Raw genomic sequence first — 26,387 nt, forward strand, 5'->3', positions numbered from 1 at the left:
CGTGGCGACAAAGCCCAACCCGTCGGGCAGCGACTCCTCCAGCGTGCAGGACTATGTGAAGACCATCTATGCACTGTCGGAGTGGCACGACGAGCCGGTGACATCCTCACGGCTGGCAGCCCGGCTGTCAGTGGCCAACTCCTCCGTCTCCGAGATGATCCGGAAGCTGGCAGAGCTTGGCTTGGTGGATCACACGCCCTACCGGCCTGTCGAGCTGACGCCAAGCGGTCTACGTCTCGCGCTGGCCATGGTCAGGCGGCACAGGCTCCTCGAGACCTTTCTGGTCCAGGATCTCGGCTACCGCTGGGACGAGGTACACGACGAAGCCGAGTTACTCGAACACACCGTCTCCGACACTTTCATCAACCGGCTGGACGCCCGCCTCGGTTTTCCTCCAATAGATCCCCACGGTGACCCGATCCCCACCGCCGAGGGGTCCATCACGCTTCCCGACGCGCTCCCCCTCGGCAGCTTCGACGACGGGCACTCCGGACGCGTCTCCAGAATCAGTGACGAGAATCCGCAGCTGCTGAGGTTCCTGGCGGACGAGGGCATCGGCATCGGCTCGGCCGTGACTGTTGTGGGGCGTACCCCCTTCGGAGGTCCGCTTCAGGCGCGCGTCGGCATAGGCGGTGCTGCGCGCGAGCTCAGTCTCGGGGATGAACTCACCCGGGCGATCTGGGTGGAAACGGTCGGCGAGCACACTGGCTGTAGCTTGGTGCGATGACTGCATCTCGACCCGGTGCACCGGACCGCGCCGGCTGGAAGGTTTGGGTTGCCGTGGCCGCCGGCGGCTTCGCCGGAACGGAAGGGCGGTACCTCCTGAGCCTGCTGTTTCCAGAGCCGGCCGGTTCGTTCCCGTGGACCACGCTCACCATCAACGTGGTCGGGAGTTTCCTGCTGGGCCTGCTGACCGTCCGTTGGTCCGGAGGAGCGCGGAGCCCCCGATGGGTGCAGGCCGCCGTGGGGCCCGGCCTCATCGCCTCCTTCACCACCTTCTCGGCCATCACCCTGACCGGGGTAATCCAACCGGATCTCCTGCTGCCGTACCTCGGCGTTTCCGTGGTGCTCGGTCTGGCCGCAGCGGCCGCCGGGATGGCTCTCGGGCAGAAGAAGTCGGCATGATCGCGGCGCTGGTCGTGGGTCTTGCCGGCTCTGCCGGCGCTCTGGTTCGCTTCGCCGTCGACAGGTCTTTTGAAACACTCCGCGCACGACGGCGGCACTCTGTGCCGCCCCGTCCCCCCTTCCCCGGGGGAACCCTCGTGGTCAACATTCTCGGATCCGGTGCGATCGGCGTGCTGTGGGGGCTGCTCCAGAGCTCTGCGCTCGACCCTTTCTGGTACTCCGTGTGGGCAACCGGGCTGGCCGGTGGCCTGACAACGTTCAGCACCTTCTCGGTCGCTGCTGCCTCGCTGTGGCAGGGTGGGAGGCGGGGCGCCGCCGTCGTGCATGTGAGCGCAAATCTGGTGTGTGGTCTCACAGCAGCGTGGCTGGGGCTGCACGGAGCGAGCCTTCTGTGACCGTGCGGTCCCTCGACGCGACGCGGCCTGCCTAGACTGGGTGCGAACCGTCGATGCATCGAAAGGCTCCCATGACCACCCTGGGTATCGAAGAAGAGTATCTCCTGCTCCATCCGGAATCAGGCCTGCCCGTATTCAATGCGACGGAAGTGCAGGCGCTTCTGGAGACCGGCGACTCCATCAGCACCGAAGATATCCAGCGGGAGCTTTTGAGCTGCCAGATCGAGACTGCGACGCCGGTGTGCGAGACGCTTACCGAAGCGGAGGAATCCCTGCTGAACTTCCGGCGTCAGCTTTCAGCGGCGGCCAGGAAGTCAGGGGTACGGGCGAGCGGTTCGGCGACGGCGCCCCGCATCGAGGAGGGATACCCGCAGCTCACGGACAAACAGCGCTACTACGAGCTGAAGTCGAGCGCTCCCGGGATCGTCGCTGACCAGTTCGTCAACGGGCTCCATGTTCACGTGGGAATTCCGGATAAGGAGACCGGAGTCCAGGCGCTGAACCGGATCCGCCCCTGGCTGCCGATTATCACGGCCCTCAGCACCAATTCGCCGTTCTGGCTCGACCGCGACAGCGGTTTCGCAAGCTGGCGCACCGTGCACTACCGACGCTGGCCGGTGCAGGGCTGCCCGCCGGTCTTCGCCGACGCCGGGGAATACGAACGTCGTATCCAGCGACTGGTGGACACCGGTGTCATCATCGACCGCGGAGTCCTCACGTGGGTGGCGCGGCTGTCGGATCACTACCCCACCCTTGAGGTGCGCACGGCGGACTCACAGCTCGAGGCGCAGGATTCGGTGTTGATCGCTGCGCTTGTGCGCGGTCTTGTGACCACCGCGGTCGACGACGCACTAGCCGGAAAGCCGTACGCTGACCCTGACGCGGAGTTGCTGGATGCAGCGCAGTGGCAGGCGGCGCGGCAGGGTCTGAGCGACGTCGTCGTCAATCCGCTCAGCGGCAAGCTGGTGCCCGCCCGTGAACAAATGGACCGGCTCCTTGAGTACACCGGCTCGGCTTTGGATGCAGCCGGTGACACGAACTGGGTCCTCGCAGGGCTCAAGACCGTCTGGGACCGGGGAACCGGTGCGGTCCGGCAGCGGCGCGCGATGCACCACAGCGGCATGACAGGACTGCTCGACCTTTACGCCGAAACGCTGATTGCCGAGCGCTAGTCCATGAGTTGGCAGGACTTGCCCTTCTTCGGGGGTGAGAAGGGGTGTGTGTCCTGCCAACTCGGCGTCAGGTCATCTGCAGGACCCGTACTTCCCAGGGACGCAGTTCGGGAGTCAGCCCGCCGTCGTAGTTTCCGAGGACCAGCGACCCGCCAAGCGACGAGTCCTTCAGCGACGGGTCATCGGGCAGTGCGAGGTCGCTACCGGAGACGTTGCCGACGACCAGAAGCTTGCTCCCCGAAAGCGTGCGCGTGAACGCGTAAAGCGTGGGATGGTCCTCCGCCAGCATCGCGAAATCGCCCAGGCGAACCGTCTCGTTCTTATGCCGCAGCTCGATGAGCTGCTGGTAGAACCGGAACACAGACCTGCTCGACGCCCGGTCCGACTCGGCGTTGATCGAAGCATGGTTCGGGTTGACTCCGATCCACGGCGTTCCGGTCGTGAACCCTGCGTGCACACCCGGGGTCCATTGCACCGGTGTGCGCGCGTTGTCCCGGCTCATGATCCGCAGATTGCGCAGTACTTCCTCAGGCTCGTGGCGCAATGGGCCCGTCGCCTCGTAGAAGTGGTTGATCGATTCGATATCCCGAAAGTCTTCGACGGTCTCGAACGGCGCGTTGGTCATGCCGATTTCCTCGCCCTGGTAGATATACGGCGTCCCCCGGTGCAGGTGGAGCAACGCCGCCCAGAGCGTGGCCGATTCGTAGCGGAACGCGCCGTCGTTGCCGAAACGGGAGACGAGGCGCGGCTGATCGTGGTTGTTGAGGTACAGGCTGTTCCAGCCCGTCTGCGCCAACCCCTTCTGCCACCGGTTCCAGGAGGTTTTGAGATCCCTGAGGTCCAGGCCCTTGTAGTCCCATTTGCCGCCTGGTCCGTGGTCGAGTCCGACATGCTCGAACTGGAAGACCATGTCCACCTCACGTCGGGTGGGATCGGTGAAGAGTTTCGCCTCGTCGATGGTGACGCCGGGCATCTCGCCGACCGTGATCAGCTCCGCCTCGCGGCCGTCGAAAACCTCACGATGCATTTCCTGAAGGTATTCGTGGATGCGCGGACCGGAGATGTAATACTGCGAGCCGTCGCCCCAGAGCTTGCCAGGCTGTACCGGGCCGTCGGGCAGCGCCGGATCCTTGGAGATGAAGTTGATGACATCCATCCGGAAGCCGTCGACCCCGCGGTCCAGCCACCAGTTCATCATCGCGTAGACCGCCTGCCGTACCTGCGCGTTCTCCCAGTTCAGGTCAGGCTGCTCGGGAGCGAAGAGATGGAGGTAGTACTGCCCCGTCGTCGGGTCCAGCGACCAGCTGGGGCCGCTGAAGGCGGAACCCCAGTTGGTGGGTTCGGCGCCTTTCTCGCCGGCCTCGAAACCTTCCCGGGCATCCCGCCACCAGTACCAGTCGCGTTTGGGATTATCGGTCGACGACGAAGACTCACGGAACCACGGGTGTTCGCTGGAGGTGTGGTTGACCACGAGGTCCATGACCAGCTTCATGCCGCGCTGGTGCACTCCTTCGAGGAGCTCGTCGAATTGCTCAAGCGTGCCGAAGGTCGGGTCGATCTGTTGGTAGTCGCTGATGTCGTAACCGTTGTCATGCTGCGGTGAAGAGTAGATCGGCGAAAGCCACACAACGTCGACACCAAGCTCCTCCAGGTGGTCGAGCTTGCTGATGATGCCACGGAGGTCGCCGATACCGTCCCCGTTGGAGTCTGCGAAGCTGCGGGGGTAGATCTGGTAGACGACGGCGCCTGTCCACCATGCGGGTTCACTCACTGTTTCGTCCGGATCTCGGTTCATGTCGGAGCTACCGCCCTTCGTTGCGTCGAGTAAGGCCCACGATCAGGCAGATCAGTCCGACCGCGAGGGGAAGCAGTGTGTAAAGTGTGTGAGTCCCGCCCAGATAGCTCATCACGAAGATGTAGATAAAGGTGGCGATGACGAGCACCAGCCCGACCGTGATCAACGCCCGGCCGCGGTGGGGCGGCGGCAAAGGCGGCAGCCACGGCGGGCGGTCATTCATCGAGCTCACACGCACAGTCTACGTTTGTCCTCGTGCCTGCCGGTGGGAGGCTTAGCGGAAGAGGTTGAAGCTGCCCCAACCAGAGCCGACGATGGAACGCGCTCCCCAGCCTCCACTCGCGTATGGATAGTAGGCAAGTGATCCGTCGGTGAGCCGAGTCATCAGACCCTGTTGTCCCGTTCCGGTGAAGCCTGTTGTCGGTGCCATGGAGTCGGCGACCTGCCAGCCGCTTCCGACGGTCTTGCGCGCTTCTGCCAGAAAGCGCCCGCTTCCGTCAGACCGATACTGAATCAGTTTCCCGTCAGCCCGCTTCGCAAGGATGTCCATTCTCGCATCACCGTCGAAATCGGTCATGGTGAGGTACAGTCCCCGCCAACCTGTACCGATACCCGTCCGGGGGCTCAGCGCCCCGCCGCTGGCGTTTGCGTAGAACCAGAGAGCGCCGTTCGGATCGGTGGCGACAATGCCCGGGAAGCGATCTGAGGATCGCCACTTTCCCACGGTTATGAAATAGTCGCCCCATCCGGTTCCGATTGACCTCGCGGTCGCGAATCCGCCGTCGTACCGCCCGGCATAGAACGTCAGTCGTCCGTCCTTCCATTGGGCGATGATGTCCAGGACGCCGTCGGAGTTCCAGTCAGTGACGAAACCCTGCTTCAGCGACGACCATCCGCTACCCACTTTCTCGCGCTGCAGGAAACCGCCCCTGCCGTTCGACGGATAGTTCCACAGAGTGCCACCGGAGTCCGCAGCGACGACGTCGGCAGAACTGCGCAGAGAAGGCGAACTGCTGACGCCGGCGGCCAGGGCAACAGCGGCGGTGGCGTCGACGATGCCGGTACCACAGTCCCCCGCGCACGTGCCGGGAAACGGCTGGGCGGAATCGCGTAGCATCTGTTCAATCTGTGCGGGAGTCAGCGCCGGGTTGATCGAAAGCATCAATGCCGCTACCCCGGCGACATGCGGGGCGGCCATGGATGTGCCCTGCATGTACGCGTAAGTTGCGGTGCCGGGCGTGGTCATCCCGGTGTTGAAGGTCGACAGGATGTTCTCGCTACCGGTACTTCCGTCTCCGCCCGGCGCGCTGACGTCCACTTCGGGACCATAGTTGCTGTAGCTGGCGCTGTCGCCTGCCCTGCTGGTGGCTCCTACGGTGACCACGTTCCTGCAGTTCGCCGGCATCACGTTCGCTGCGGGCTGGAACTCGTTGCCGGCCGCAGCGATGACGACAGAGCCCTGCTGCACCGCAAAATCGATAGCGTTCTGCAGGGTGCGGCTGCAGGCACCCTCGCTTCCCAGGCTCAGGTTGATGATCCGGGCAGGGCTCGGATTGGCGGGAACACCGCTCACCATGCCGCCCGCTGCCCAGGTGAGCGCGTCGACCGTATCCAGAAGATCCCCGCCACAGGCTCCCATAACGCGGATTGGAAGAAGGTTCGCGCCGTGAGCTGCTCCTGCTATGCCGATAGCGTTGTTGCCCTTGGCCGCGGCGATGCCCGCCACATGGGTTCCGTGCCAGGAGGACGCGCCAGCTTCGCCTAGTTCGGGGTCCTGGCAAGCGTCGCCCGGGTCGCTTGGGTCGGCATCGCGGCCAGTATCGTCGACCGCGATCTCGGGGTCAGCGACGAAATCGTATCCCGGCAGGACGTTGTCCAACAGGTCATTGTGCGCGGTGATTCCCGTGTCCAGAATGGCGATCGTTTGGCCTGCGCCCGTTGACCGGTCCCATGCAGCAGACACGCGCAGACCCGAGAAGTCATTGAAGAGATTCCACTGGAACCCCTGATATTCATCATTGACGGCCGCGAGCGGGCGCATGAGCACGTCTTTCTCGGCGTACTCCACCCCCGGAAGCGAGTTCAAAAGCGCAACCGCGCTGTCAGCGCCCTGGGACGGGACCTCGCCGGCAGCTTCCACAACGACGGCGCCGCTGACTGTCTGACGCACCTCCTTCACGGAGATTCCCAGGTCCTTGGCTACGCGGCCGAAGGCGTTGCCCTTGATGTTCGAGGCGGCTGATGCACCGCCTTCGAACTTGACGATGAAGCGGTCGGTGGATTCGGTTGGGACCGAGTCCACCCTGGACGCGCCTGCAACCACCTCGTCCGTAAGGCCCTGTCCCGGCGGGGTGGGAGCAGCTCCGGCAGGTGGCGCGGCGAGCAAGGTGCCAAGCACCGCCGTCGTGATGGCGGCGGGTAGAAAGGTATGAAAGCGCGGGGACAGGAAAGGCATAGAGAGAATCCTGAGAGGTGGGGAGCAGGTGGCACTTTCATCAACGGTACAGAACCTCTGCAGCCCGGACCACAGAGCTGTGCGTAACTTTCGGGTCTGCACCGGGCAAAACTGAGCAACGAAAAAGCCCCGGCGAACCGGGGCTTTGTCGGTGGAGATGGCGGGAATTGAACCCGCGTCCGATGCAGTTTAGTCAGGGCTTCTCCGGGCGCAGTTTGCGTCGGTTTTTCTCAGCTCCAGCCATCATGCAAACAAGTGGCTGCCGAGCTCAGTTGCATAAGAGTCCCCTTGGTTCCTGCAACGAAAACCAAGAGCAGTGGCCCTCTAAATGACGCCAGGAACCGGGTCGAGAGCATACCCGGGCTGACGGACTAGCTCTGCTGCTTAGGCAGCGAGAGCGAAGTCAGTGCGCTTCTGTTCGGCACTTATTGTTTTACAGAGAGCGTTTACGAGATAACTCTGTATCCTCGGCCCGCTTCCCCTGTCGCGACTAACATCGTCGAAACCTGTCATCCCCGTGTTCAATTTTCAAGCAGCGTTACCACTCGCTGATTCCCCGAATCGCTCCGGGGCTATCTAGTCTAACGCACCCTTCGCTGGAATCATTCCCCGACACGTGGAGTTCCGGAGGTCCCGTCAGAACCTGACGCCGAGAATGACGATCTCCGACTGCCAGATCATCAACACAACAAAGGAAACGGCCACGAAAGCCAGGCCCAGAGCGGCCAGCGCCGTCGTCGCCGCCTGTTTGCGCCGGAAGCTCCACCAGAAGACGGCGATATTCAGCAGGATCAGGACCGGGGAAATCCACACGAGAATTTGCGCGAAAAAGACGTAGATCAAGAAGAAGAACGGTATCAGGGCCAGAAAGCCCGCCGGAACTACGGCGAACAGCAACAGCAGGTTTACAACAGCACCTGCCGTTACCCACCAGGGGCGTTTGTACCTGAGTTCCGAGCCTTCCTCAACGTCGTCCGGTTCCTGCGCGTCCCAGAAGACATCGCTCATGCGCCAAGGTTCCGCTCTCGCATGGCGCGCTGCGCCTCACGGTTGTCCTGTTGCTCGCGGAGGGTCTGACGCTTGTCGTAATCCCGTTTGCCGCGCGCTATGCCGATCTCCACTTTTGCTCGCCCATTGAGGAAGTACAACTGCAACGGCACGATGGTGAAACCACTCTCCCGGATCTTGTGCGAAATTCTTGTCAGCTCTTCGCGGTGCAAAAGCAGCTTACGACGACGGCGCGCGGCGTGGTTGGTCCAGCTTCCCTGCGAATACTCGGGAATGTGGATTCCCTCGAGCCAGAGCTCGTCGTTATAGAAGATGGCGAACCCGTCCACCAGGGATGCGCGGCCCGCCCGAAGGGATTTCACCTCGGTGCCCTGGAGGGCGATTCCCGCCTCATAGGTGTCCAGCACCTGGTAGTCGTGCCGGGCCTTCCGATTGGTGGCCACTACCTGACGGCCACTTTCCTTGGGCACGGTTCAACTCCTTCAATAGTGCGGTGCGCTTCAACCCGCAGATGCGGACGGTGCGTCCTAGTCTACGGCGTCGATCAGCTCATTGTGTCGTGCGGTGTCCGGCCGCCAACCGGGCCACGCCGACAGTCCTAGAGGAGGCCCATCGGGTCGACCAGGCTTCCGTTGAGTACTGTTTCGAAGTGCAGGTGGCAGCCGGTGGAGTTACCGGTGGTACCTGTGTAGCCGATCAGCTGCCCAGCGCTCACGCGCTGGCCCGGACCCACCACGTAGTTCGATAGGTGGTAGAAGTTGGTGGCCAGAGCGTTTCCGCCGACCACGCCGTGGCTCAATACGATCCGGTTGCCCGCACCCGGAAGCACGTTCGAGTCCGCATACCAGACTTCGCCGGCCGCGGGCGCATACAGCGGAGTTCCACACGCGACGCCGTAGTCGATGCCCGTGTGAGTGTACCCGCCGGTACCGTTGAAATCGATTGTTCCCAGCGGTGTCGGACGCCACCCATATCCGGACGTAATCGGTCCGCTGACAGGAGCCCGCAACCCGAAGGCGGACGGGCTCGACGTCGGAGGCGGGACGATGACGGGAGCCACAGGCTGCGGGACGACTGGTTTCGGCACCACGGGCGGGGGTTTGGGACGATTCGCTGCGGCTGCTGCTTCGGCAGCACGCCGGTTCGCCTCTGCCGCTTCTGCTGCTGCACGACGGTTGGCCTCCGCCGCTGCGGCTGCGCGCCGTTCGTTCTCGATCCGCGCCCGTTCCTCAGCCTCGGCCTTCAGCCTCGCCTCTTCACGCTTGCGCGCCTCTTCGATCAGCTTGCGCTGGCGTTCCGCAATATCGACAACGACTTGCTGATGTGCTTCTTCCACCTGCGCAAGCTTTGCCTCAATGACGGGCTTCTGCTTCTGCAGTTTTTCTGAGAGCTTGGACGTATCGGAGATGAGGGTGTCGACCTTCGCCTTTTCGGCAGCGGCCTCATCCCTGGCAACCTGTTCTGCGACAAGGGCTGCATCAGCCTTCGTTTTCAGGTCAGCTATCTCCTCCTCGACCGCGACGAGACGGGCCTGCGAGTTCACGTTTGTCGCGTTCTGCTGCGCCAGACGCTCCAGTGCGGAATTCTGGTTGCGCAATGCCTGCTCAACCAGTTCAATGGATGCGAATCCATCGGAGCCCTTGCTGCCAAGCATCAGTGAGAGGCCGGTGGGCACACCCCCGCTCTTGTAGGCCTGGGTGGCAATCTGGCCAATCACCGTCCGGGTCTCAGCCATCTCGGCCTCATCCTGCTTCAACTGCTCGGTGATCTTGTTCTTCGTCTCCTGGGCCAGCTGCACCCGCTGAGCGAGAGCGTTGACCTCGGCCGTAGCGGCTTCCACCCGACCCTGCGCATCCGCGAGTGCCTGCTGCGCTCCCGGCAGTTGGCCCTGGTAAACCTTCAGCTGGGCAATCGTCTCGGAGATGTCGGCGTCGAGGTACTCGATCGATTGCTGGACTTCCTCGATCTGCTGCTCCAACGCCGACTTGCGATCCTCCAGCTCATCGGCGTGGACCGGCCCACTCAGCGTCAGCGTCAGGGCCGTTACGGCAGCCAATGACAGGGCGATCAGGCTTTTTCCAGCCGCGGGCCGGGCAGTCAGGCCGGGCTTGCAGGGGATCACGCGGGGCATACGGTCTCGTTTCTCACAATCAACAATCCTAAACCTTCAAGTAGCGTCTGAGGGTTAGGAGGGACGACGCACCGGCCAGTAACGCTCCGAGGAGGAACAGGGCCGGAACCACCAGGAGGAGTTCCTGCGTCGAGATGAACCCCATCTGCGGGTACTCCCTCGAGAGCCACTCGCCGCCATATCGCAGCACCGCCCACAGCGTCCCCGAGGCGATTGCCGCTCCCAGGATGGCCGCAATGACGCCCTCCAGGACGAAAGGTAACTGAATAATCGCTTTGCTCGCGCCGACCAGCCGCATGATGCCCGTTTCCCGCCGACGGCTGAAGGCGGACAGTCTGATGGTGGTGGCAACCAGCAGGATTGCCCCCACACTCATGACGACGGCGATTCCGAGGGCGACGAGGGAGGCGATATTGATGTACCCGAAGATCTCTTCCAGGTATTCACGCTGATCGCTGACGATATCCACTCCCGGTTCCGAGGAGAAGGCCTCACTGATGACCTCGTACTTCTCGGGATCGACAAGTCCCACCCGGAACGACTCGGGAAGCTGCTCGGCAGTCACCGCCTCCACGATGGGCGAGTTGGCAAGCTGGTCACGGAAGTGAACCAGTGCCTGGTCCTGCGATTCGTACTCGACCGTGTCGACGTACGCGCCGAGTTCGGGCGACTTCAGCTTCGCCTCGATCGCTGCGCGCTGTTCGTCCGTGACAGGTCCGGATGCGCAGCTCTCCGAGGTCGAGTTTTCGACGCACAGGAATACTGCGACCTGGACGCGGTCGTACCAGTACCCCTTCATCTGGTTGATCTGTAACTGTAGAAGACCTGCAGCGCCGACGAAGGTGAGCGAGATGAAGGTGACAAGAACGACCGAAACCACCATGACCAGGTTCCGTCGCATGCCGGAAGCGATCTCGCCCAGAACGAATGCGAACCTCATCCGGCGGCCGCCGTCGTCGTCGTTGGTTCTCCGATGTAGATGCCCTGCGCGTCATCGCGGACCACGGAGCCATCCCGGAGCTCGACCACGCGTTTGCGCATGGTGTTCACGATGTCGTCGTCGTGCGTTGCCATTACTACTGTCGTGCCGTTCTGATTGATCTTGTCGAGCACCTTCATGATGCCCATGGAGGTTGTGGGGTCGAGGTTTCCGGTGGGCTCATCAGCGAGCAGGATTCCGGGTTTGTTCACGATTGCGCGTGCAATCGCTACGCGCTGCTGCTCGCCGCCCGACAGTTCATGGGGCATGCGGTTGTTCTTGCCTTCAAGGCCGACTGTTTTCAGAACCTCCGGAACCGTTTCCCTGATGACCGCGCGGCTCTTCCCAATGACCTGCATGGCGAAGGCCACGTTGGCGAACACCGACTTGTTGGGCAGAAGGCGGAAGTCCTGGAAGACGACGCCGATCCCCCGCCGGAGTTTCGGCACTCGCCAGCTGGGGATGTTGGCGACGTTTTGGCCTGCCACGTACACCCCTCCGCGCGTTGCCCGGTCCTCCTTGAGCACAAGACGGATGAACGTCGACTTACCGGAACCGGAAGCACCCACCAGGAAGACAAACTCGCCCCGGTCGACGTCCAGGCTAACGCTGTCCAGGGCGGGCTTCGACTTCTGGTCGTAGACCTTTGTGACTTGCTCGAATCTGATCATGACTACTCTGCGCCCACAAAATGCTGCCGGTACACGGGCATGGGTGGGGGAAGGAGAGACCGGCCTCCTCGACTATAGGCAGCCGGTCCCCGCGGATCCGGACAGCTTCGCGGTGTGTCGTCGATTCGAAACGTGCAGGGCTGTGCGGATCAGGCCTCGCTGTTGCGGTTGTTGGCCCGCCAACGAATGCCTGCGTCGATGAAGTCGTCAATCTCGCCATCGAAGACGGCAGAGGGGTTTCCCACCTCATGCTCCGTGCGAAGGTCCTTCACCATCTGGTACGGATTAAGAACATAGGAGCGCATCTGGTCCCCCCACGAAGCCTTCACGTCGCCGGCGAGCGCCTTCTTCTCGGCGTCCTCCTGCTCCTTCTTCAGCAGCAGTAACCGGGACTGGAGAACCCTGAGCGCTGCTGCCCTGTTCTGGATCTGGGATTTCTCGTTCTGCATCGAGACAACGATGCCGGTGGGGATGTGGGTCAGACGTACAGCCGAGTCCGTCGTGTTGACCGACTGGCCGCCAGGACCCGACGAGCGGAAGACGTCGACGCGGATCTCATTGTCGGGGATCTCGATGGAGTCCGTCTGTTCGATGAGCGGGATGACCTCGACGGCGGCGAAGGATGTCTGGCGCCTGCCCTGGTTGTCGAACGGGCTGATCCGGACCAGGCGGTGCGTGCCGGCTTCAACGGACAGCGTACCGAACGCGTACGGGGCCTTGACCTCGAACGTTGCCGATTTGAGTCCGGCTTCTTCCGCGTAAGACGTATCCAGCACCTGGGTGGGGTAACCGCGGCGTTCCGCCCAGCGCAGATACATGCGCAGCAGCATCTCGGCGAAATCTGCGGCGTCCACTCCCCCGGCCCCCGAGCGGATGGTGACAACCGCCTCGCGCTCGTCCCATTCCCCTGCCAGCAGGGTGACGACTTCGAGTTCGTCCAGGGCCTTGCTCAGGGAGGTCAGTTCCTTGACGGACTCAGTGCGGGAGTCTTCGTCGTCCTCATCCTGCGCGAGTTCGACGAGGACCTCGAGGTCATCGATGCGTGCCGTCAGTTTTTGCAACCGGTCGATCTCGGCTTGCTTGTGGGACAGCCTCGACGTGATTTGTTGCGCTGCTGAGGGATCATCCCAGAGGTTGGGTTCACCCGCCTGCTCGCTGAGTTCGGCTATTTCTGCGCGGATCGCTTCTACGTCCGTTACTGCCTCAATGGAGTCGTATTTTGCTCGGAGCGCGCGGATTTCCGCGGAAAAATCAATATCTGCCATGGTGTTTCAAGACTACGTCATGGTCCTGTTCGCTTGGTCAACGTGTAAGGTCGGCGCGTGCATCCGCGGTCGCCGCGATGGGTATGCCTGCAGGAACGAGGAAGTTGACGATCGGCGGGTGGACGACGGCGGTCAGAACCACCCTGGCCGTGCGCTCGTCTGGCGCTCCAGTTGCGGGATCTATGGCGAGGTCGTTGAAGCGCGCTACTGAGCCGGAGCGCTCAAGGTACGCGGCGGCGGCCTGGGACACCGACGTCGAATCGAGCGCGGGAGTCGGTTCGCCGCCGCCGGAGTTGATGGAGGCCACCGAGAAAGTATCGGCTGCACTGAGCGCCGCTCCATCTGCAACGGAGAGCAGCTTCTTGTGCTCGATATATACGGCGGACGCAGCGGTGACGACGGCGACGACGAGCAGTGAGAGCAGCATGTAGCCGATGATCAGCACGGTGATCTGGCCGTCGTCGTTGCTCATGACGTCGTTGTTCATGACGCGCGAACGTGGGTTGTCTGCTCCGGTTTCCGTCATCCGAACCGCTCCACAAGTTGGGTTGCGCTTGAGTCGACCGTTGCTGCTGACGTGTTCAACCCGGGCATTGTGGGGACCAACGGGAGTGGAACCCGTAGATCAACGTCGACAGTCACGCTTGAGCCCGGTTCGAGGCACATTCCGCCGCAGGTGATGGTCACGCCGGCGTCGTCAGCGGGCAGCCCGAAGTCGGAGATAGCAAGATCGACTGCCTGCTGTGCCCGCACGTGTGCTTCTTCCGGAGTTTCCGAATCCACGAAGACCTTCGCGGCCTGGTCGGCCGCACCGACGACAGCGAAGGACGCTCCCTGGATGGCGCCGATGGTCAGCACCAGATAGACCACAGGCACCAGCAGGAGTAGTCCAAGGAAAGTGAACTCAAGAACGGCGCTGCCGGCCTCGCCGTCGGGCGCGGCAGCACCTACCCGCTCAGGAAGTGAGCGCAGCATGCCCGGTCACCTCCATGGTCCCGCTCGGACCGATCAGCCCGATCACAGGAATGGGCGCGCGAACCGTGACCTGAAGAATTGGCGAACCTCCCTGCTCGATCCGGGCTACCGACACGTCCTGCGCATAGGCGCTGTTGATTGCACCAGTGATAAGAGAGGTGGTGCGAGCGGCTGCATCAGCGGGCGAACGGTCGGCCAGGGTGCCATAGCGGGCACCCGAGGATGCAGCGTCGATCAGCGTGTTCCTGACATGCAGCACCAGAGTGAGTTGAACGATCGCGATGAAGACGACGGTCAGTAATCCGCCGATGAGCGCGAAGTCGACGGTGGCGGCACCTCGTTCTCGTTCTCGTTGAGTCGAGGGCCGTGGCGCGCCTTTGCACTGCGAGAATTCCACCGGCTTACGGGCTTACGCGGTTGATCGCTTCGTTGAACAGCCCTTCAAGGGCGGGTGCGGCGATCGCCAGAAGGGCAGCGACAAGGACCGCAGACATCAGGGTGATCATGACCCAACCTGGGACGTCTCCGCGCTCCCGATGGTCATCGGATGGTGCCGCCGGCACATGGGCGCGTAGAACGGCAGCAGTGAGCAGGAAGCTTGCGATGAGGCGGTTACGCATGCTGGTTTTTCTCTCTTTCCGTGGTGTTCGTTTGAGGTCTAGGCGGAGTTGCCCGGTGGTCAGAGTCCCAGGTTGATCAGGGCTATGCCGGGGTACACGGCAAAAAGAACGGTGAGCGGCAGGACCCCGAATACCAGCGGCACCATCATGGCGATCTCCTTGCGACCAGCGGACTCCATCAACTCCCGTTTGGACAGGTCCCGAACGTCCTGCGCCTGAGCGCGCAGCACGTCAGCCAGCGGCGTTCCGCGGTCTACAGCGACGCTGACACCATCCACGAAGCGCACGAGCGGCGCCAGTTGTGTGCGGTTGGAGAAGTTCTGGAGCGCCTGCAGTAGTGGTGTTCCCGCTCGGGTCTCTGAGAGGACACGGCCGAACTCTCTCGCGAGCTCGCCATGACCCGTGCGGCAGATCCGTTCCAACGCGCCCGTGGCACTCTCCCCCGCGCTGACGGCAAGAGCCATAAGCTCGGCGAGACTGGGGAACTCGGCAAGGATGCGGCTCTCCCGTTTTCTTATCTCCGCGCCCAGTAGGTAGTCCCGAAGCAGATACCCACCGGCCGCACTTCCGAACACGATGAGAACCGCCAGCATCGGGTTGAAGCTGCCGGAGGCAGCGAGGGTAAGGATGACGGTCGTTGACGCGGCGAGCCCGACACTCCCCCAGATGACCTGTTCCGCGCGGAAGTCGAGGACGGATTGCGTCCGCCCGGCCTGTTCGAGTCTGCGGGCGAGCACAGATGACGCTGGACTGAACTTGTTCAGCCAGGTGACGGCGTCGCGCGCGACCGGGCGGATGATCCGTTCCAACGGGCCGAAGGGAGTCACTGCCTGAGTCTTCAGCAGGCGGGATTGCACATCGACGGACTTAAGCTGGGGAGCAATTCGCTCGACGAAGCGGGGTTGACGCATCACCGGTAGCCGCACGAACGTGAGCCAGAGCCCAGAGCCGAGTGTCGCCCCCGCCAGGGCCGCCAGAGCAAGTTCCATCAGCGAAGCACCCTCTCGTCCTCGGGCAGCGCACCGATCCGCAGCATCACCCAGTAACAGAAGGCCGATACGAGCAAGCCTCCAATGAGTACAGCAGCCCCGCCCGTGGTGTTGTAAGCGGCCACTGCCTCCGGTCTCGTCGACAGCAGGGCGAGTACGATCCAAGGTGCGGCTACCGCGAGTCGGGCTGCGTTAACTGTCCACGACTGGCGGGCCTCAAGTTCGCTACGAGTCCGCGCGCTATCGCGCAGGAATTCGGCCAGCGTGCCCAAAAGCCGCCCCAGATCGGTCCCACCAACTTCGCGGGTTAGTCTCAGTGCTTCGACGATCCTGTCCGCCACAGGATCCGCCAACCGGTCCTTAAGACGGTCCAATGAATGGTCGAATTGTCCGCCTGCCCGGTAGTCGCGTGCGAAGTCGCCGAAGGCGGGGCGGAGTTCTTCAGGGCCTTTTACGCCCAGTTGCATCAACGCTTCGGGCAGTGAGAGGCCAGCCCGGATGGCCGAGCGCAGGTGATCCACGACGTCCGGCCATAGCTCCCGGAGTGACGCCGTCCGTTTTCGCGCGCGCCAGCGCACCAGCATGAAGGGTGCAAGCGCACCGAAGAGCGCGAAACAGGCAGCAATGGCGGGGGTTGCTGTAAAGACGAAAGCGATGAGAAACACGAACAGCCCTGCGGCGGCGCTTGCCGTCAACAAACCCATCGCGGATACCCGCTCTACTCCGGCACGTAGCAGTAGCTCGTCGACCTTGCCGGCGCGGCGTTTGATCCTGGCTGGACAGGGCGGCTCCGCCCATGTCGACCACCAGATCATGAATAGGCCCGCGCCCAACGCCGCCCCCACAGCGACGGTCACGATGGGCTCAGAATGGAGGCAACACTGTAGCCCGCAGCAGCGAACTTCTCTTCGGCCGGCATGTTCGACGCCGTCATTCGCAATTCACCGTCGACTCGCCGAAATACCGTCGACGTTTCAATCACGCCATTTTCGACCCTGCGGCCGAGCGCAACTATCTCAACCACCCGGCGTTGACCGGTCCGCTCTCGAACGCAATGTACGACCAGGTCGATGCAGGAGGCGACGGTAGGCACCACGAACGCACTTGAGATGTTGTCCCCCGCCAGCAAGGGCAGCGTGCAGATCTTGGTTATTGCGTCGTGCGCACTGTTGGCGTGGACGCTACACATCCCTGGAAGACCTGAATTCAAGGCGATCAGCATGTCCAGGCTTTCAGCCTCTCGGACCTCACCCACGATAAGACGGTCCGGACGCATGCGGAGCGCTTCCTTCACAAGACGACGCAGCGGAATTTCCCCTTGCCCCTCAAGGTTGGGCTGTCTGCACTGCAGGCCGACGACGTCACGCAGCGGAAACTGGAGTTCGAAAATCTCTTCAACGGTCACAACCCGTTCTCGCGGCCCGATGCTGGCTCCAAGACAATTGAGCATCGTCGTCTTGCCCGCCTGGGTCGCTCCGGATACGAGGATATTCAGGCCGCTTGCTACCGCGGCGCTCAGGAATCTAGCTGCGTGCGGCGACAGAGACCCCAGCTCGACGAGGTGTTCCAGACGAGTGGCCCGGGAAATGAACTTCCTGATGTTGACTGCCCAATGGCGGCGGGTGACGTCAGGGATGACCACGTGCAACCTCGAGCCATCGGGCAACGAAGCGTCGACGAACGGGGACGAAAGGTCGAGCCGACGACCGGATGATTTCAGCATCTTCTCCACGAGATCGCGGACCTGCTGTTGGGTGAGCGTAAGGGAGGTGAGTTCTGATTCGCCCGCCCGTGCGACGAATATTTCCGATGGGGCGTTGATCCATATTTCTTCGACAGTGGAATCATCGAGCAGCGGCTGCAGTGCACCGTACCCTGCAACGGCGTCGAAGACATGCCGGCTTGCCTGTTCGATATGCCCCAGCGGGGGAAGCGAACCGACAAGGGACCGCTCGTCATAGTCCTGAACTGCGGCTTCGACCAGACGCCGCACTTCCGAGCTTTGCATCGTCGGGTCCAGCCCACGGCGACGAATGAGCTCTCTTACCTCATCCTCAACAATGCGCACTGCATCCATAGTTTTCCCCAAGGATTCGGCATGCAGACGGGAGACGCATGCCGGAGACTGTCAGACTGGTAATACACGTTCGAAGTTGTTTCCTGCCTCAAAGCGTAGGACACACTGAATCCACTTACCTAGCCTGATGAAGGCCTGTGGAGAACCTTCCGCGGGCCATCACATCTGTCCCTCTAGTCACTCATGTAACACGCAGGTACCCTTTGTGGGGAAAATGCCCGGTGCAATCCGGGGCTTGCACCATCTGGAGATCCCTCGTGATAGTTTCCCGCGCGTCCAAATCCCTCGCTCTCTCATCGCTGGTCACGCTTAGTCTTCTCATCGGTATGACGCCGGCAGCAGGAATGGAGGCGGCAGATACAGTTCCGGCTGTTCCAGCTGCTCCTACTGCAATAGCAACTGCTACCACCGAGTCAACCGCTCCCCCAGCGGAAGGCACGCCCTCGCCGTCGGATTCGGCAGGCCAGAACGCGGAGGAGAGCAAAGTTGACGCAAGCAGTGTGGGCGATGCTTCTGAATTAGGCAGCGCGCGCATGGGACAAGGGCTGTCGAGGATGGCGGAGGGCGGCGATTCACCGGTTCCGCCAACTCGTGAGCTGGATGGGAAAGCGATCCCATCCCCACTCGAGCACGGGGCAGCCGCAAGCGATGGGACCCTGGTAACTCCGCAGGCAACCACCTGGCGTCCTTCGGGCGGCGTCTTGGGTGTTGATGTCTCGAACTGGCAGGGGACGGTCGACTGGGCTTCTGTATGGGCAAACGGTGCCCGCTTCGCCTACGTAAAGGCCACTGAAGGCAACTATCACGAGAGCAACACCTTCGCGAACCAGTATTCGCAGTCGTACTCACAAGGCTTCATACGGGGTGCCTACCACTTCGCCATCCCTAGTAACAGCTCAGGCGCTGCGCAAGCAGACTACTTTGTAGCCCGCGGCGGAGGCTGGTCCGCCGACGGACGAACGCTTCCGCCCCTGCTGGATTTCGAGTACAACCCCTACGATGCGAAGACGTTGCCCTCGGGTAAGGGCGACACGTGTTACGGGATGTCGGCCTCGCAACTTGTGAGTTGGGTACGCGACTTCTCGAATCGGATGGTTGTTCTCACTGGCCGGAAGCCCATGATCTACACAACCGCTGGCTGGTGGAACTACTGCACCAACAACTCCACTGCGTTGTCCGACCATGCTTTGCACGTTGCGCACTACCAGACAACCCGTCCAGCGATCCCGGCAGGCTGGGGTTACTACAGCGTGTGGCAGTACACCGATGATGGCCCCGTGGTCGGTGACTGGAACCACTGGAACGGCACCCTCACGGACTTGCAGAACTTCGCTCGCGGCGGCGAGACGCCGACTCCTGCTCCTCAGCTGCCGTCTGTACGTTCATTGGCGGATATGGTGGCGATCGACTCCTCCGGTCGACTGTGGAACTACCCAGCCAACGGCACAGGTGGCTTCGGTACCCGCTTCCAAATCGGTTCGGGCTGGAGCGGGGCCGCATCCATCAACCCCGTCGACTGGAACGCCGACGGCACCATTGACATCCTCGCCCAGTGGGACAACGGAACTCTGAACTACTACCCCGGCAAACCCACCGGAGGCTTCAACGCTCCCATCCAGATCGGATCCGGCTGGCAAGGCATCAGCATCGCCGTCGGCCCCTGGGTCAAAGGACAAGGCATCACGGTAGTCGGCGCCCGCCCGGACGGCACCCTCCACTACTGGCCACACACCTCAACCCACCGACTCGGCAACGCCGTCAGAATCGGATCTGGCTTCACCAACATGCCCATCGTCATGGCCGACCACAACCTCGACAGCCGCATGGACCTGCTCTCACGCGACTCCAACAACAACCTCCTGCGCTACACCGGCAGCGGAACCGGCACCATCGTCTCCGGTTCCCGCACAACCGTCGGAACCGGTTGGGACATAATCGACGCGGTCAACGCCGTCGACAGCTTCAACGGCCCAACCAGCCGTGGACTTATCGGACGCACAACCACCGGAAACCTCACGTACTACCCCTTCACCACCACCGGCTTCGGCACCTCCACACCCATCGGCACCGGCTGGAACACCTACACCATCTCAGGCACCGACTTCACGCCGGTTGCTCCGGCCCCCGAACTGGCACCCGCACCTGAGCCTGAACCCGCGCCCACGCCGAGTCCTGCTCCGCAGCTGCCGTCTGTGCGTTCATTGGCGGATATGGTGGCGATCGACTCCTCCGGTCGATTGTGGAACTACCCGGCCAGCGGCACAGGTGGCTTCGGTACCCGCTTCCAGATCGGTTCGGGCTGGACCGGGGCCGCATCCATCAACCCCGTCGACTGGAACGTCGACGGCACCATCGACATCCTCACCCAGTGGAACAACGGAACCCTTAGCTATTACCCCGGCAAACCCACCGGAGGCTTCAACGCTCCCATCCAGATCGGCTCCGGCTGGCAAGGCATCAGCATCGCCGTCGGCCCCTGGGTCAAAGGACAAGGCATCACGGTAGTCGGCGCCCGCCCTGACGGCACCCTGCACTACTGGCCACACACCTCCACCCACCGACTCGGCAACGCCGTCAGAATCGGATCCGGCTTCACCAACATGCCCATCGTCATGGCCGACCACAACCTCGACGGACGCATGGACCTGCTCTCACGCGACTCCCACAACAACCTGCTGCGCTACACCGGCAGCGGAACCGGAACCATCGTCTCCGGCTCACGCACCACCGTCGGAACCGGTTGGGACATAATCGACGCGGTCAACGCCGTCGACAGCTTCAACGGCCCAACCAGCCGTGGACTTATCGGACGCACAACCACCGGAAACCTCACGTACTACCCCTTCACCACCACCGGCTTCGGCACCCCCACACCCATCGGCACCGGCTGGAACACCTACACCATCTCAGGCACCGACTTCACTCGATGACCGTGTTCGGCTCGAACGGACACGCTGAAAGCACGGCGGCTTCAACTGCGCCGTCGAACCGACCTGAACGTGAGACGGCTGCGGACTAACCCAGGTCCTCGCCAAGAAGCCGCCCATACAACTCCAGCAGGGATTGCACGCCAACCCTTACGTCGTGATGCTGGGCGATGAACTTCTTGCCTGCTTGCCGTCGGGAGCCCTGTTCCGGGTCAGCGAGAATGTCCGCGGCTGCCTGCGCCACCCCTTCCGGTGTGGGGCCACTCAAACGAACCAGATCGGGGTAGAACTCATGTGAAGCGCTGCTGACCAGAGGTACGCCGATCGACAGCGCTTCAAGCTCACTTCCTGCAAGGATGCTTGTCATCTGTCCGACGACGACGGCGGCGCTCCCCAGCCAGGCTTTGTACTCCTGGTAGGGCATTCTGGGTACAAGTTCGACCCCCGCAGCACGCGCGGCGTCAGCGTCCTCTCCCCAATCGAGTCCCAGCAGTTCGGCCTCGGGGAGTTCACTGCGTAGGCGCCGTGCGACCTCGATCTGGGCTTCACTGCCCTTCACTTCCTCCCATCGGGAGGCAAAAATCACGCGGTTCGGGACTGGTGACCAGTCTGGCGCCTGATCCAACCGGACCGGAACGGGGAAGTAGATCGCTTCTGACCGGGGGTTGATGTTACGAACGTGAGACAGCAGATCGGGCGTTGAATAGAGGACTGCGGCAGCATGTTGGGCGCCGAAGTGCAGCTTATCCCCCCACCCCTCATACTGCCGGCTTCGCACATCGGTGCCGTGCAGGTGCAACACCCACGGTCGCCGCACCCACCGCATGTGAGGAGAAAGCCCCCCCGTGTGAAGGTGAACCACGTCCGTCTGCGTGCTCTTCAGCGCCAGCGTGCCGTCCCACAGCACCGGGCGCGCCCGGAGTGCCGGATGCTTCAGGGGGCCGGCCCACACCTTCCGGTAATACCAGGGGATATCCGTTGTGGTCCAGCTTTGTCCTGTCTCGTTGGCGTGATCGACCAGGTTCCTAGCGGTGCTCGCAGCATCGTGGATGTGAAGCGCGCGAATGCGGTTCGTCGACTCAACCATTGCTGATACCAGCAATCTCTCGGACGGCGGCAGACCACGCACTGCTCGTCGCTTCGGCACTCAACTCCCATGCTGCGCAGTGCGAAGCTTCCTTCATCCGCGCCACGTCAGCTTCTGTCATACCAGCGAGAACGGCTGCGGCGGACTCCGCGTCGAATCCCCCCGCTACGAGCCCGACGCCGTGACGCTCAACCAGTGCCTGCATTTCCGGAGAGGGACCTATGAGAAGGGCAAGCCGCGCCTGAATGAATTCGAACAGCTTGTTGGGCAACGCATGTTCCATATTGAAGTTACTGGGCGGACAAAGGTAGAACCCGATGTCGTAGGCCCGCAGCATGGGGACGATCTGCTCGAAAGGGACCGCCGGCTTCATCCGCACTGCCCCATGAGGCACGGTGGCGGCCTTCTGCGCCAATTCGTCAATGTACCGTTGGTCCCCCGGCACAAGCACCAGGTCCAGCGTCGCGGTGCCGGGACGGAGTTGGTTGGCGCGCCGGACGGCTTCGATCATCACTTCGATTCTCCGTACACGACCGGCCGCGCCGGTATGAACCAACCTCAGAGGTGACTGAACAGGAGACGGGCTGAAACGATCGTCATAAGCGGAAGCGTTCGGCACCACTGAGGGCTTCGGTATCCCGTATGTAGCGGCGTACTTTTCCGCTATGCCGTCAGCCACTGTGGATACAGAATCCGCCTTGGTGACAAACTGCCGGCAGGCCCAGTCCATGAAAGGGCCCATCAGCAAGCGCCATTTCAGGTCGTCCTCGGCCTGCTTGGGTGCATACTCGTGAAGGTCGGCGTGCATTCCCCTGCGCGGGCGCAGGGAGACAGCCAATGGAACGGCCAGGACGTCGTTCGCGACTACGACGTCCACGCTGCCCGCGGGAAAGTGTTCCTGCACCAGCCGGACCTTATCGGCCCCGAAATAAAGGCGGTGGTACCGGCGCGCGCCCAGGAGGAACCTCACACGAGCCTTGCTCGAGTACCAGACAGGGAGGTTATCGGGGATTTCAACGTGCCGGATCACACCGTCAGGCGAGGGCCCGTAACCGCAGGAGACGACGTCGGAGAACTCCTGGAATAGACGGATCTGCCTGAGCACGCGGGGATCGCGGGCTATTCGTGAAAACGAAAGGACAAGTACCTGTGGGCGGGTGGATCCAGGAGCTTCATCGTGCGGCATATTTTTCACTCTATCGACATTGGTTCAGGCCGCAGGCTGGGTCGGACATTCACACGACGTCAGCCGACGGCGGCGAGCTTCTTCACGGCATCGATCCATGGGCGGGTCAGTTGCTCTGAACTCAATGGAACCGCCGCCCTGTGGGCGTTCTCCTTCAGCTCGGCCACCCGCTCCTCCGTGAGTGACAGGATGACACGCGCGGTCGACTCCGCGTCGAATCCCGCGGCCACGCATCCCACACCGTACTCGTGGATCAGCCGGGCCATTTCCGGTGAGGGACCGATCACAATCGCGAGACGGGCCTGAATGAATTCGAAGAATTTGTTTGGCAGCGTGTGTTCCAGGTTGAACGTGCTCGGTGGACAGACAAAGATGCCGACGTCGTAGTTCTGCAGCATGGGCACGATCTGGTCGAACGGTACCGGAGGTTTCATACGCACCGCTCCGCCGGGTACGGAAGCTGCACGGGCTGTCAGCTCATCGATATACCGTTGCTCACCCGGCACGAGCACCAGATCCATTGTCGCCGTCCCGGGACGGAGCTGATTGACCCGCTCGACGGCATCTATCATTACCTCAATCTGCCGTCCGCGGCCTGCGGCTCCTGTGTGGATAAGCCGCAGCGGTGACTGAACGGGGGTAGGCGCAAACCTGTCGTCGTATCCTGAGGCATTAGGCACCACGGTGGGCTCGGCAATGCCGTACACCGAGGCATACTCCTCGGCAATCCTCTTGCCCACGGTCGATACGGAATCTGCTGTTGTCACGTACTCGCGACAGGCCCAGTCCATCAAGGGGCCCACAAGCAGCCGCCATTTCAGATTGTTTTCTCCCTGGCGGGGAGCGTACTCATGAAGGTCGGCATGCACACCTCTCTCCGGCCGTAGGGATAATGCCAGCGGAACGGCAAGCACGTCATTTGCTATCACCACGTCCATGCTGCCCTCGGGGATTCGGTCCTGCACGAACCGGACTCGCTCCGCCCTGAAATAGAGCCGCCTGTGCCGACGGGTGGCCAGAAGTGCCGCTACCTTCTTGTAGCTCGTGCGCCAAGTCTTGAAACGATCCGGAATCTGGATGTGCTCGACGACTCCTTCCGGCGACTCCCCGTACCCACAGGAGATGACGTCCGCAAACTCACGGAAGAGGGCAATCTGGCGCAGCACCCGCGGATCCCGAATGATAGGCGAGAACGACAGAACCAGGACCCGCGGTCGTGATGTGTCACGTCTGTCTGCAGTCATCATTTCCATCCCTCTGGATCCAGGAACAAGTGGTCAATGTTCAGACGAGTCCCGCCAATGTAGCCTGCCTCGCGAAGTCCGGCATAGACTCCACCACCTCGGTGAAGGTCCCCTGGGCCGCAAGCCGCCCGTCAGCAAAGAAGAACACAATGTCGCTGTCCTTGATGGTGGACAAGCGGTGGGCCACGGTGATTGTGGTGATCCTGCCGGCCAAGTTACGGATGGCATCGGTCACAGCCGCTTCGGTCGACGTGTCAAGGGCACTTGTTGCCTCATCGAGCACCAGCACGACGGGATCGGCATAGAGACCGCGTGCAATGCCAAGTCGCTGCCGCTGGCCGCCGGACAGTGCCATTCCCCGCTCCCCGGCAGCACCATAGATCCCGTTGGGACGCGCTTCCACTGCGTTCAGCATCTGGGCCCGCTTGAGCGCCCTTCGAACGCGCTCGGGGTCCACCTGCTCCGGGTCCCATGTCAACGCGACGTTCTGGGCAATTGAAGCGTCGAACAGAGATACTTCCTGCGGCACATATCCGACCCGTGAACGCCAGGAATGCAGCACCTGATTCATCGGCACGCCGCCGATGAGAACTTCCCCGTTGCTCGGCAGAAGCAAACCGAGCAACAGATCGACCAGGGTCGACTTGCCGGCTCCTGAGGACCCGACGATGGCCACACGGGATCCGGCCGGAATACTCATGTTCACGTCAATCAGTGCAGGGAGGTCCGCACCGGGATACGTGAAACTAACATCGCTGAGGACTATGTCGGGGACGCCATCAGGAAGCTCGGACTGGTCCGGGGACTCCTGCTCCTTTGCCCGGGCCTCGGCCTCCTTGATGTCCGAGAGAACCTGCTCAGCAAACGGCGTGCTGGAATGCACTGTTGAAAGGATCGACTGAAAGCGGGTCAGCGAGGGGACTATCCGGAAGCCTGCCACCCCGAAAAGTGCAATCGACGCGAGAGTGTTAGTCACGGGGTCAACTCCAGTGGGACTGGTCAACATGCCGACGATCCCCACGAGGACGAATCCTCCTATCAGTGCGGATTCGAGCACGAATCGGGGGACCTGCCCCAGAAAGAGCGCCATTGAGCGAGCGCGTGAGGAATGGATCCTGTTCTCGTGGACGGCCTTCTCCACGTCCTCGGTGGCACCTTTAAGCGTCACTTCCTTCAGTGCTCCCATCGCCTCGGTGATAAGGCGCACCGTGCGCAGGGAGAACTGGCGGTTCCGCCGACCGTTGGCGACTGCGCGCCGAGAGATCCCGCGGGAGAGAAATAATGCAACTAGGCCAAGATAGATGATGGCCGTGATGGCGGTAATCCAGTTGCTCACCAGCAGCACGACAACTACTGCAAGGACTGAAACAATCTCTCCGGCTAGGCCCATTGAGGGCATCAGGACTCCGGAAACAGTGATCGACACGCCTGAATCGACGGAGCGCACGAGCTCCGACGAGTTTCGCTTCAGCCGGTCCACCCAGGGAGCCCTCATGTATGCAGCGAGCAACCGGTCGCCGATGGCAACTTCGTGAGCAGCAAACCGTGTAGTAGCGACCTTGAGCAACACGACGTTCAGAGCGCTCTTGGCGATTATCAAGACGCAAAAAACCACAAGTACCGCGGCGTAGTCAGGGACTGAATCGAGAGTGACAGGACCCAGACTGATTGGTCGCTCGGTAATGATGCTTGAGAGTGTTATAGCCAACAGGCCAAGGGCGACTACGTCGATCAACGCGAGGGAGGAGGAAAGTACCGCATAGCGGACGAGGAAGCGGCGCGCGGAGTCCGGTAAGACGCGAAGCAACCGCTTATTTATCTGAATGAGTGAATTCATGGCTACAGAAAGACTAGCTCAGTGGCGGCTTCCGGGGAGCTCCGCTACCCACGTCCAAGCCCTCCGCAGTGCCGGAAACAGCCTATGGCCACGGGCTACTTGGACGCAACCTCCCACGGCCGCTCGGCTTCATCTATGGCGATCCGACGCGCTAAACGAGTGATGCTCAGCTCCGTCTGGCGGAAGCGCTGGTAGGTGGTGGCCATAAAAACCAAAAAGGAAACGACGAGACCGTACAACACCAGGTCGGTTCCACGTCCTATTCCGAACCATGAGGCGACAGTCGACATCACTGATGGGAAGAATATGGAGAATGCCGCAGCAAATCCGAAAGCAATCAAGAGCATACGCCGAATAGCGAGATGCCGAGCATTGCTACCGCCGCGCATGAGGACGAGCGCGGATGCCGCGACCGCGAGGACCAGAGCGAGCTGAATGAAAATGATCAC

General features: G+C 62.1%; 26 protein-coding genes and 1 other RNA gene. 5 read left to right on the forward strand and 22 right to left on the reverse strand.

Translation table 11 applies throughout. The features are described 5' to 3' along the window. Position 1: 1 nt before the first annotated feature. The 4 genes from M1D74_RS10630 (at position 2) to M1D74_RS10645 (ending at position 2,692) form a co-directional block, all read left to right on the forward strand. On the forward strand, positions 2 to 727 hold the full coding sequence (locus M1D74_RS10630) for a metal-dependent transcriptional regulator (protein WP_458115293.1): 726 nt from the start codon (positions 2 to 4) through the stop codon (positions 725 to 727). Next, entirely contained in the window at positions 724 to 1,125 is a 402-nt protein-coding gene (locus M1D74_RS10635; protein WP_458115294.1) for a fluoride efflux transporter FluC, read from the forward strand. The genes M1D74_RS10630 and M1D74_RS10635 overlap by 4 nt, the downstream gene beginning before the upstream one ends. After that, complete coding sequence (locus tag M1D74_RS10640) at positions 1,122 to 1,520, forward strand: fluoride efflux transporter FluC (protein WP_309070740.1); 399 nt, start codon at positions 1,122 to 1,124, stop codon at positions 1,518 to 1,520. Before M1D74_RS10635 ends, M1D74_RS10640 begins: the two co-directional genes overlap by 4 nt. Before the next feature lie 71 nt (positions 1,521 to 1,591). Further along, complete coding sequence (locus M1D74_RS10645) at positions 1,592 to 2,692, forward strand: carboxylate-amine ligase (protein WP_458115295.1); 1,101 nt, start codon at positions 1,592 to 1,594, stop codon at positions 2,690 to 2,692. Positions 2,693 to 2,759: 67 nt separating this feature from the next. Here M1D74_RS10645 and M1D74_RS10650 read toward each other — a convergent pair whose 3' ends face one another. From M1D74_RS10650 to M1D74_RS10730, 17 genes are all read right to left on the reverse strand, one after another. Next, a complete protein-coding gene (locus M1D74_RS10650) occupies positions 2,760 to 4,487 on the reverse strand; it encodes an alpha-glucosidase (protein ID WP_458115296.1) in 1,728 nt (575 codons plus the stop codon). 7 nt (positions 4,488 to 4,494) lie between these two features. Further along, complete coding sequence (locus M1D74_RS10655) at positions 4,495 to 4,719, reverse strand: hypothetical protein (RefSeq protein ID WP_309070737.1); 225 nt, start codon at positions 4,717 to 4,719, stop codon at positions 4,495 to 4,497. 42 nt (positions 4,720 to 4,761) lie between these two features. Next, a complete protein-coding gene (locus M1D74_RS10660) occupies positions 4,762 to 6,942 on the reverse strand; it encodes a S8 family serine peptidase (protein WP_458115297.1) in 2,181 nt (726 codons plus the stop codon). 149 nt (positions 6,943 to 7,091) lie between these two features. Then, positions 7,092 to 7,459: a transfer-messenger RNA gene (ssrA, locus tag M1D74_RS10665) on the reverse strand. Between the two features lie 119 nt (positions 7,460 to 7,578). Beyond that, the gene (locus M1D74_RS10670; RefSeq protein ID WP_458115298.1) at positions 7,579 to 7,950 is read right to left on the reverse strand and encodes a hypothetical protein; all 372 of its coding nucleotides are present in this window, start codon (positions 7,948 to 7,950) and stop codon (positions 7,579 to 7,581) included. Further along, the gene (gene smpB, locus M1D74_RS10675) at positions 7,947 to 8,420 is read right to left on the reverse strand and encodes an SsrA-binding protein SmpB (RefSeq protein WP_309070734.1); all 474 of its coding nucleotides are present in this window, start codon (positions 8,418 to 8,420) and stop codon (positions 7,947 to 7,949) included. Before smpB ends, M1D74_RS10670 begins: the two co-directional genes overlap by 4 nt. Before the next feature lie 128 nt (positions 8,421 to 8,548). After that, the gene (locus tag M1D74_RS10680; RefSeq protein ID WP_458115299.1) at positions 8,549 to 10,081 is read right to left on the reverse strand and encodes a peptidoglycan DD-metalloendopeptidase family protein; all 1,533 of its coding nucleotides are present in this window, start codon (positions 10,079 to 10,081) and stop codon (positions 8,549 to 8,551) included. A gap of 28 nt (positions 10,082 to 10,109) precedes the next feature. Next, positions 10,110 to 11,021 (reverse strand): permease-like cell division protein FtsX, encoded by a 912-nt coding sequence (ftsX, locus tag M1D74_RS10685; protein WP_458115300.1) that lies wholly within the window; start codon positions 11,019 to 11,021, stop codon positions 10,110 to 10,112. After that, on the reverse strand, positions 11,018 to 11,731 hold the full coding sequence (gene ftsE, locus M1D74_RS10690) for a cell division ATP-binding protein FtsE (RefSeq protein ID WP_458115301.1): 714 nt from the start codon (positions 11,729 to 11,731) through the stop codon (positions 11,018 to 11,020). The genes ftsX and ftsE overlap by 4 nt, the downstream gene beginning before the upstream one ends. A 149-nt stretch (positions 11,732 to 11,880) precedes the next feature. Beyond that, complete coding sequence (gene prfB, locus M1D74_RS10695) at positions 11,881 to 12,996, reverse strand: peptide chain release factor 2 (RefSeq protein ID WP_309072632.1); 1,116 nt, start codon at positions 12,994 to 12,996, stop codon at positions 11,881 to 11,883. 37 nt (positions 12,997 to 13,033) lie between these two features. Next, on the reverse strand, positions 13,034 to 13,522 hold the full coding sequence (locus M1D74_RS10700) for a pilus assembly protein TadG-related protein (RefSeq protein ID WP_458115302.1): 489 nt from the start codon (positions 13,520 to 13,522) through the stop codon (positions 13,034 to 13,036). Next, positions 13,519 to 13,971, reverse strand: coding sequence for a hypothetical protein (locus tag M1D74_RS10705; protein WP_458115303.1), 453 nt, complete (start codon positions 13,969 to 13,971; stop codon positions 13,519 to 13,521). Before M1D74_RS10705 ends, M1D74_RS10700 begins: the two co-directional genes overlap by 4 nt. Beyond that, positions 13,952 to 14,368: a TadE/TadG family type IV pilus assembly protein gene (locus M1D74_RS10710; RefSeq protein ID WP_458115304.1), complete on the reverse strand. Its 417-nt coding sequence runs from the start codon at positions 14,366 to 14,368 to the stop codon at positions 13,952 to 13,954. Before M1D74_RS10710 ends, M1D74_RS10705 begins: the two co-directional genes overlap by 20 nt. 4 nt (positions 14,369 to 14,372) lie before the next feature. Beyond that, the gene (locus M1D74_RS10715; RefSeq protein WP_309072739.1) at positions 14,373 to 14,591 is read right to left on the reverse strand and encodes a hypothetical protein; all 219 of its coding nucleotides are present in this window, start codon (positions 14,589 to 14,591) and stop codon (positions 14,373 to 14,375) included. A 59-nt stretch (positions 14,592 to 14,650) separates the two neighbouring features. Continuing rightward, on the reverse strand, positions 14,651 to 15,580 hold the full coding sequence (locus tag M1D74_RS10720; RefSeq protein WP_309072740.1) for a type II secretion system F family protein: 930 nt from the start codon (positions 15,578 to 15,580) through the stop codon (positions 14,651 to 14,653). Next, entirely contained in the window at positions 15,580 to 16,437 is an 858-nt protein-coding gene (locus M1D74_RS10725; protein ID WP_458115305.1) for a type II secretion system F family protein, read from the reverse strand. The genes M1D74_RS10720 and M1D74_RS10725 overlap by 1 nt, the downstream gene beginning before the upstream one ends. After that, positions 16,434 to 17,657 (reverse strand): CpaF family protein, encoded by a 1,224-nt coding sequence (locus M1D74_RS10730; protein WP_458115306.1) that lies wholly within the window; start codon positions 17,655 to 17,657, stop codon positions 16,434 to 16,436. Before M1D74_RS10730 ends, M1D74_RS10725 begins: the two co-directional genes overlap by 4 nt. A 257-nt stretch (positions 17,658 to 17,914) precedes the next feature. On the opposite strand from M1D74_RS10730, the gene M1D74_RS10735 reads away from it, so the two are divergent. Continuing rightward, entirely contained in the window at positions 17,915 to 20,587 is a 2,673-nt protein-coding gene (locus M1D74_RS10735) for a GH25 family lysozyme (RefSeq protein ID WP_458115307.1), read from the forward strand. A gap of 85 nt (positions 20,588 to 20,672) precedes the next feature. Here M1D74_RS10735 and M1D74_RS10740 read toward each other — a convergent pair whose 3' ends face one another. The 5 genes from M1D74_RS10740 to M1D74_RS10760 form a co-directional block, all read right to left on the reverse strand. After that, on the reverse strand, positions 20,673 to 21,671 hold the full coding sequence (locus M1D74_RS10740; protein WP_458115308.1) for a glycosyltransferase family 4 protein: 999 nt from the start codon (positions 21,669 to 21,671) through the stop codon (positions 20,673 to 20,675). After that, positions 21,664 to 22,857, reverse strand: a complete 1,194-nt coding sequence (locus M1D74_RS10745; protein ID WP_458115309.1) for a glycosyltransferase family 1 protein — start codon at positions 22,855 to 22,857, stop codon at positions 21,664 to 21,666. The genes M1D74_RS10740 and M1D74_RS10745 overlap by 8 nt, the downstream gene beginning before the upstream one ends. Before the next feature lie 59 nt (positions 22,858 to 22,916). Then, a complete protein-coding gene (locus M1D74_RS10750) occupies positions 22,917 to 24,023 on the reverse strand; it encodes a glycosyltransferase family 1 protein (RefSeq protein WP_458115310.1) in 1,107 nt (368 codons plus the stop codon). 118 nt (positions 24,024 to 24,141) lie between these two features. Further along, positions 24,142 to 25,938, reverse strand: coding sequence for an ABC transporter ATP-binding protein (locus tag M1D74_RS10755; RefSeq protein WP_458115311.1), 1,797 nt, complete (start codon positions 25,936 to 25,938; stop codon positions 24,142 to 24,144). Positions 25,939 to 26,033: 95 nt separating this feature from the next. Further along, positions 26,034 to 26,387, reverse strand: a complete 354-nt coding sequence (locus M1D74_RS10760) for a DUF2304 family protein (protein WP_458115312.1) — start codon at positions 26,385 to 26,387, stop codon at positions 26,034 to 26,036.

The organism is Arthrobacter sp. D2-10, assembly GCF_054161285.1.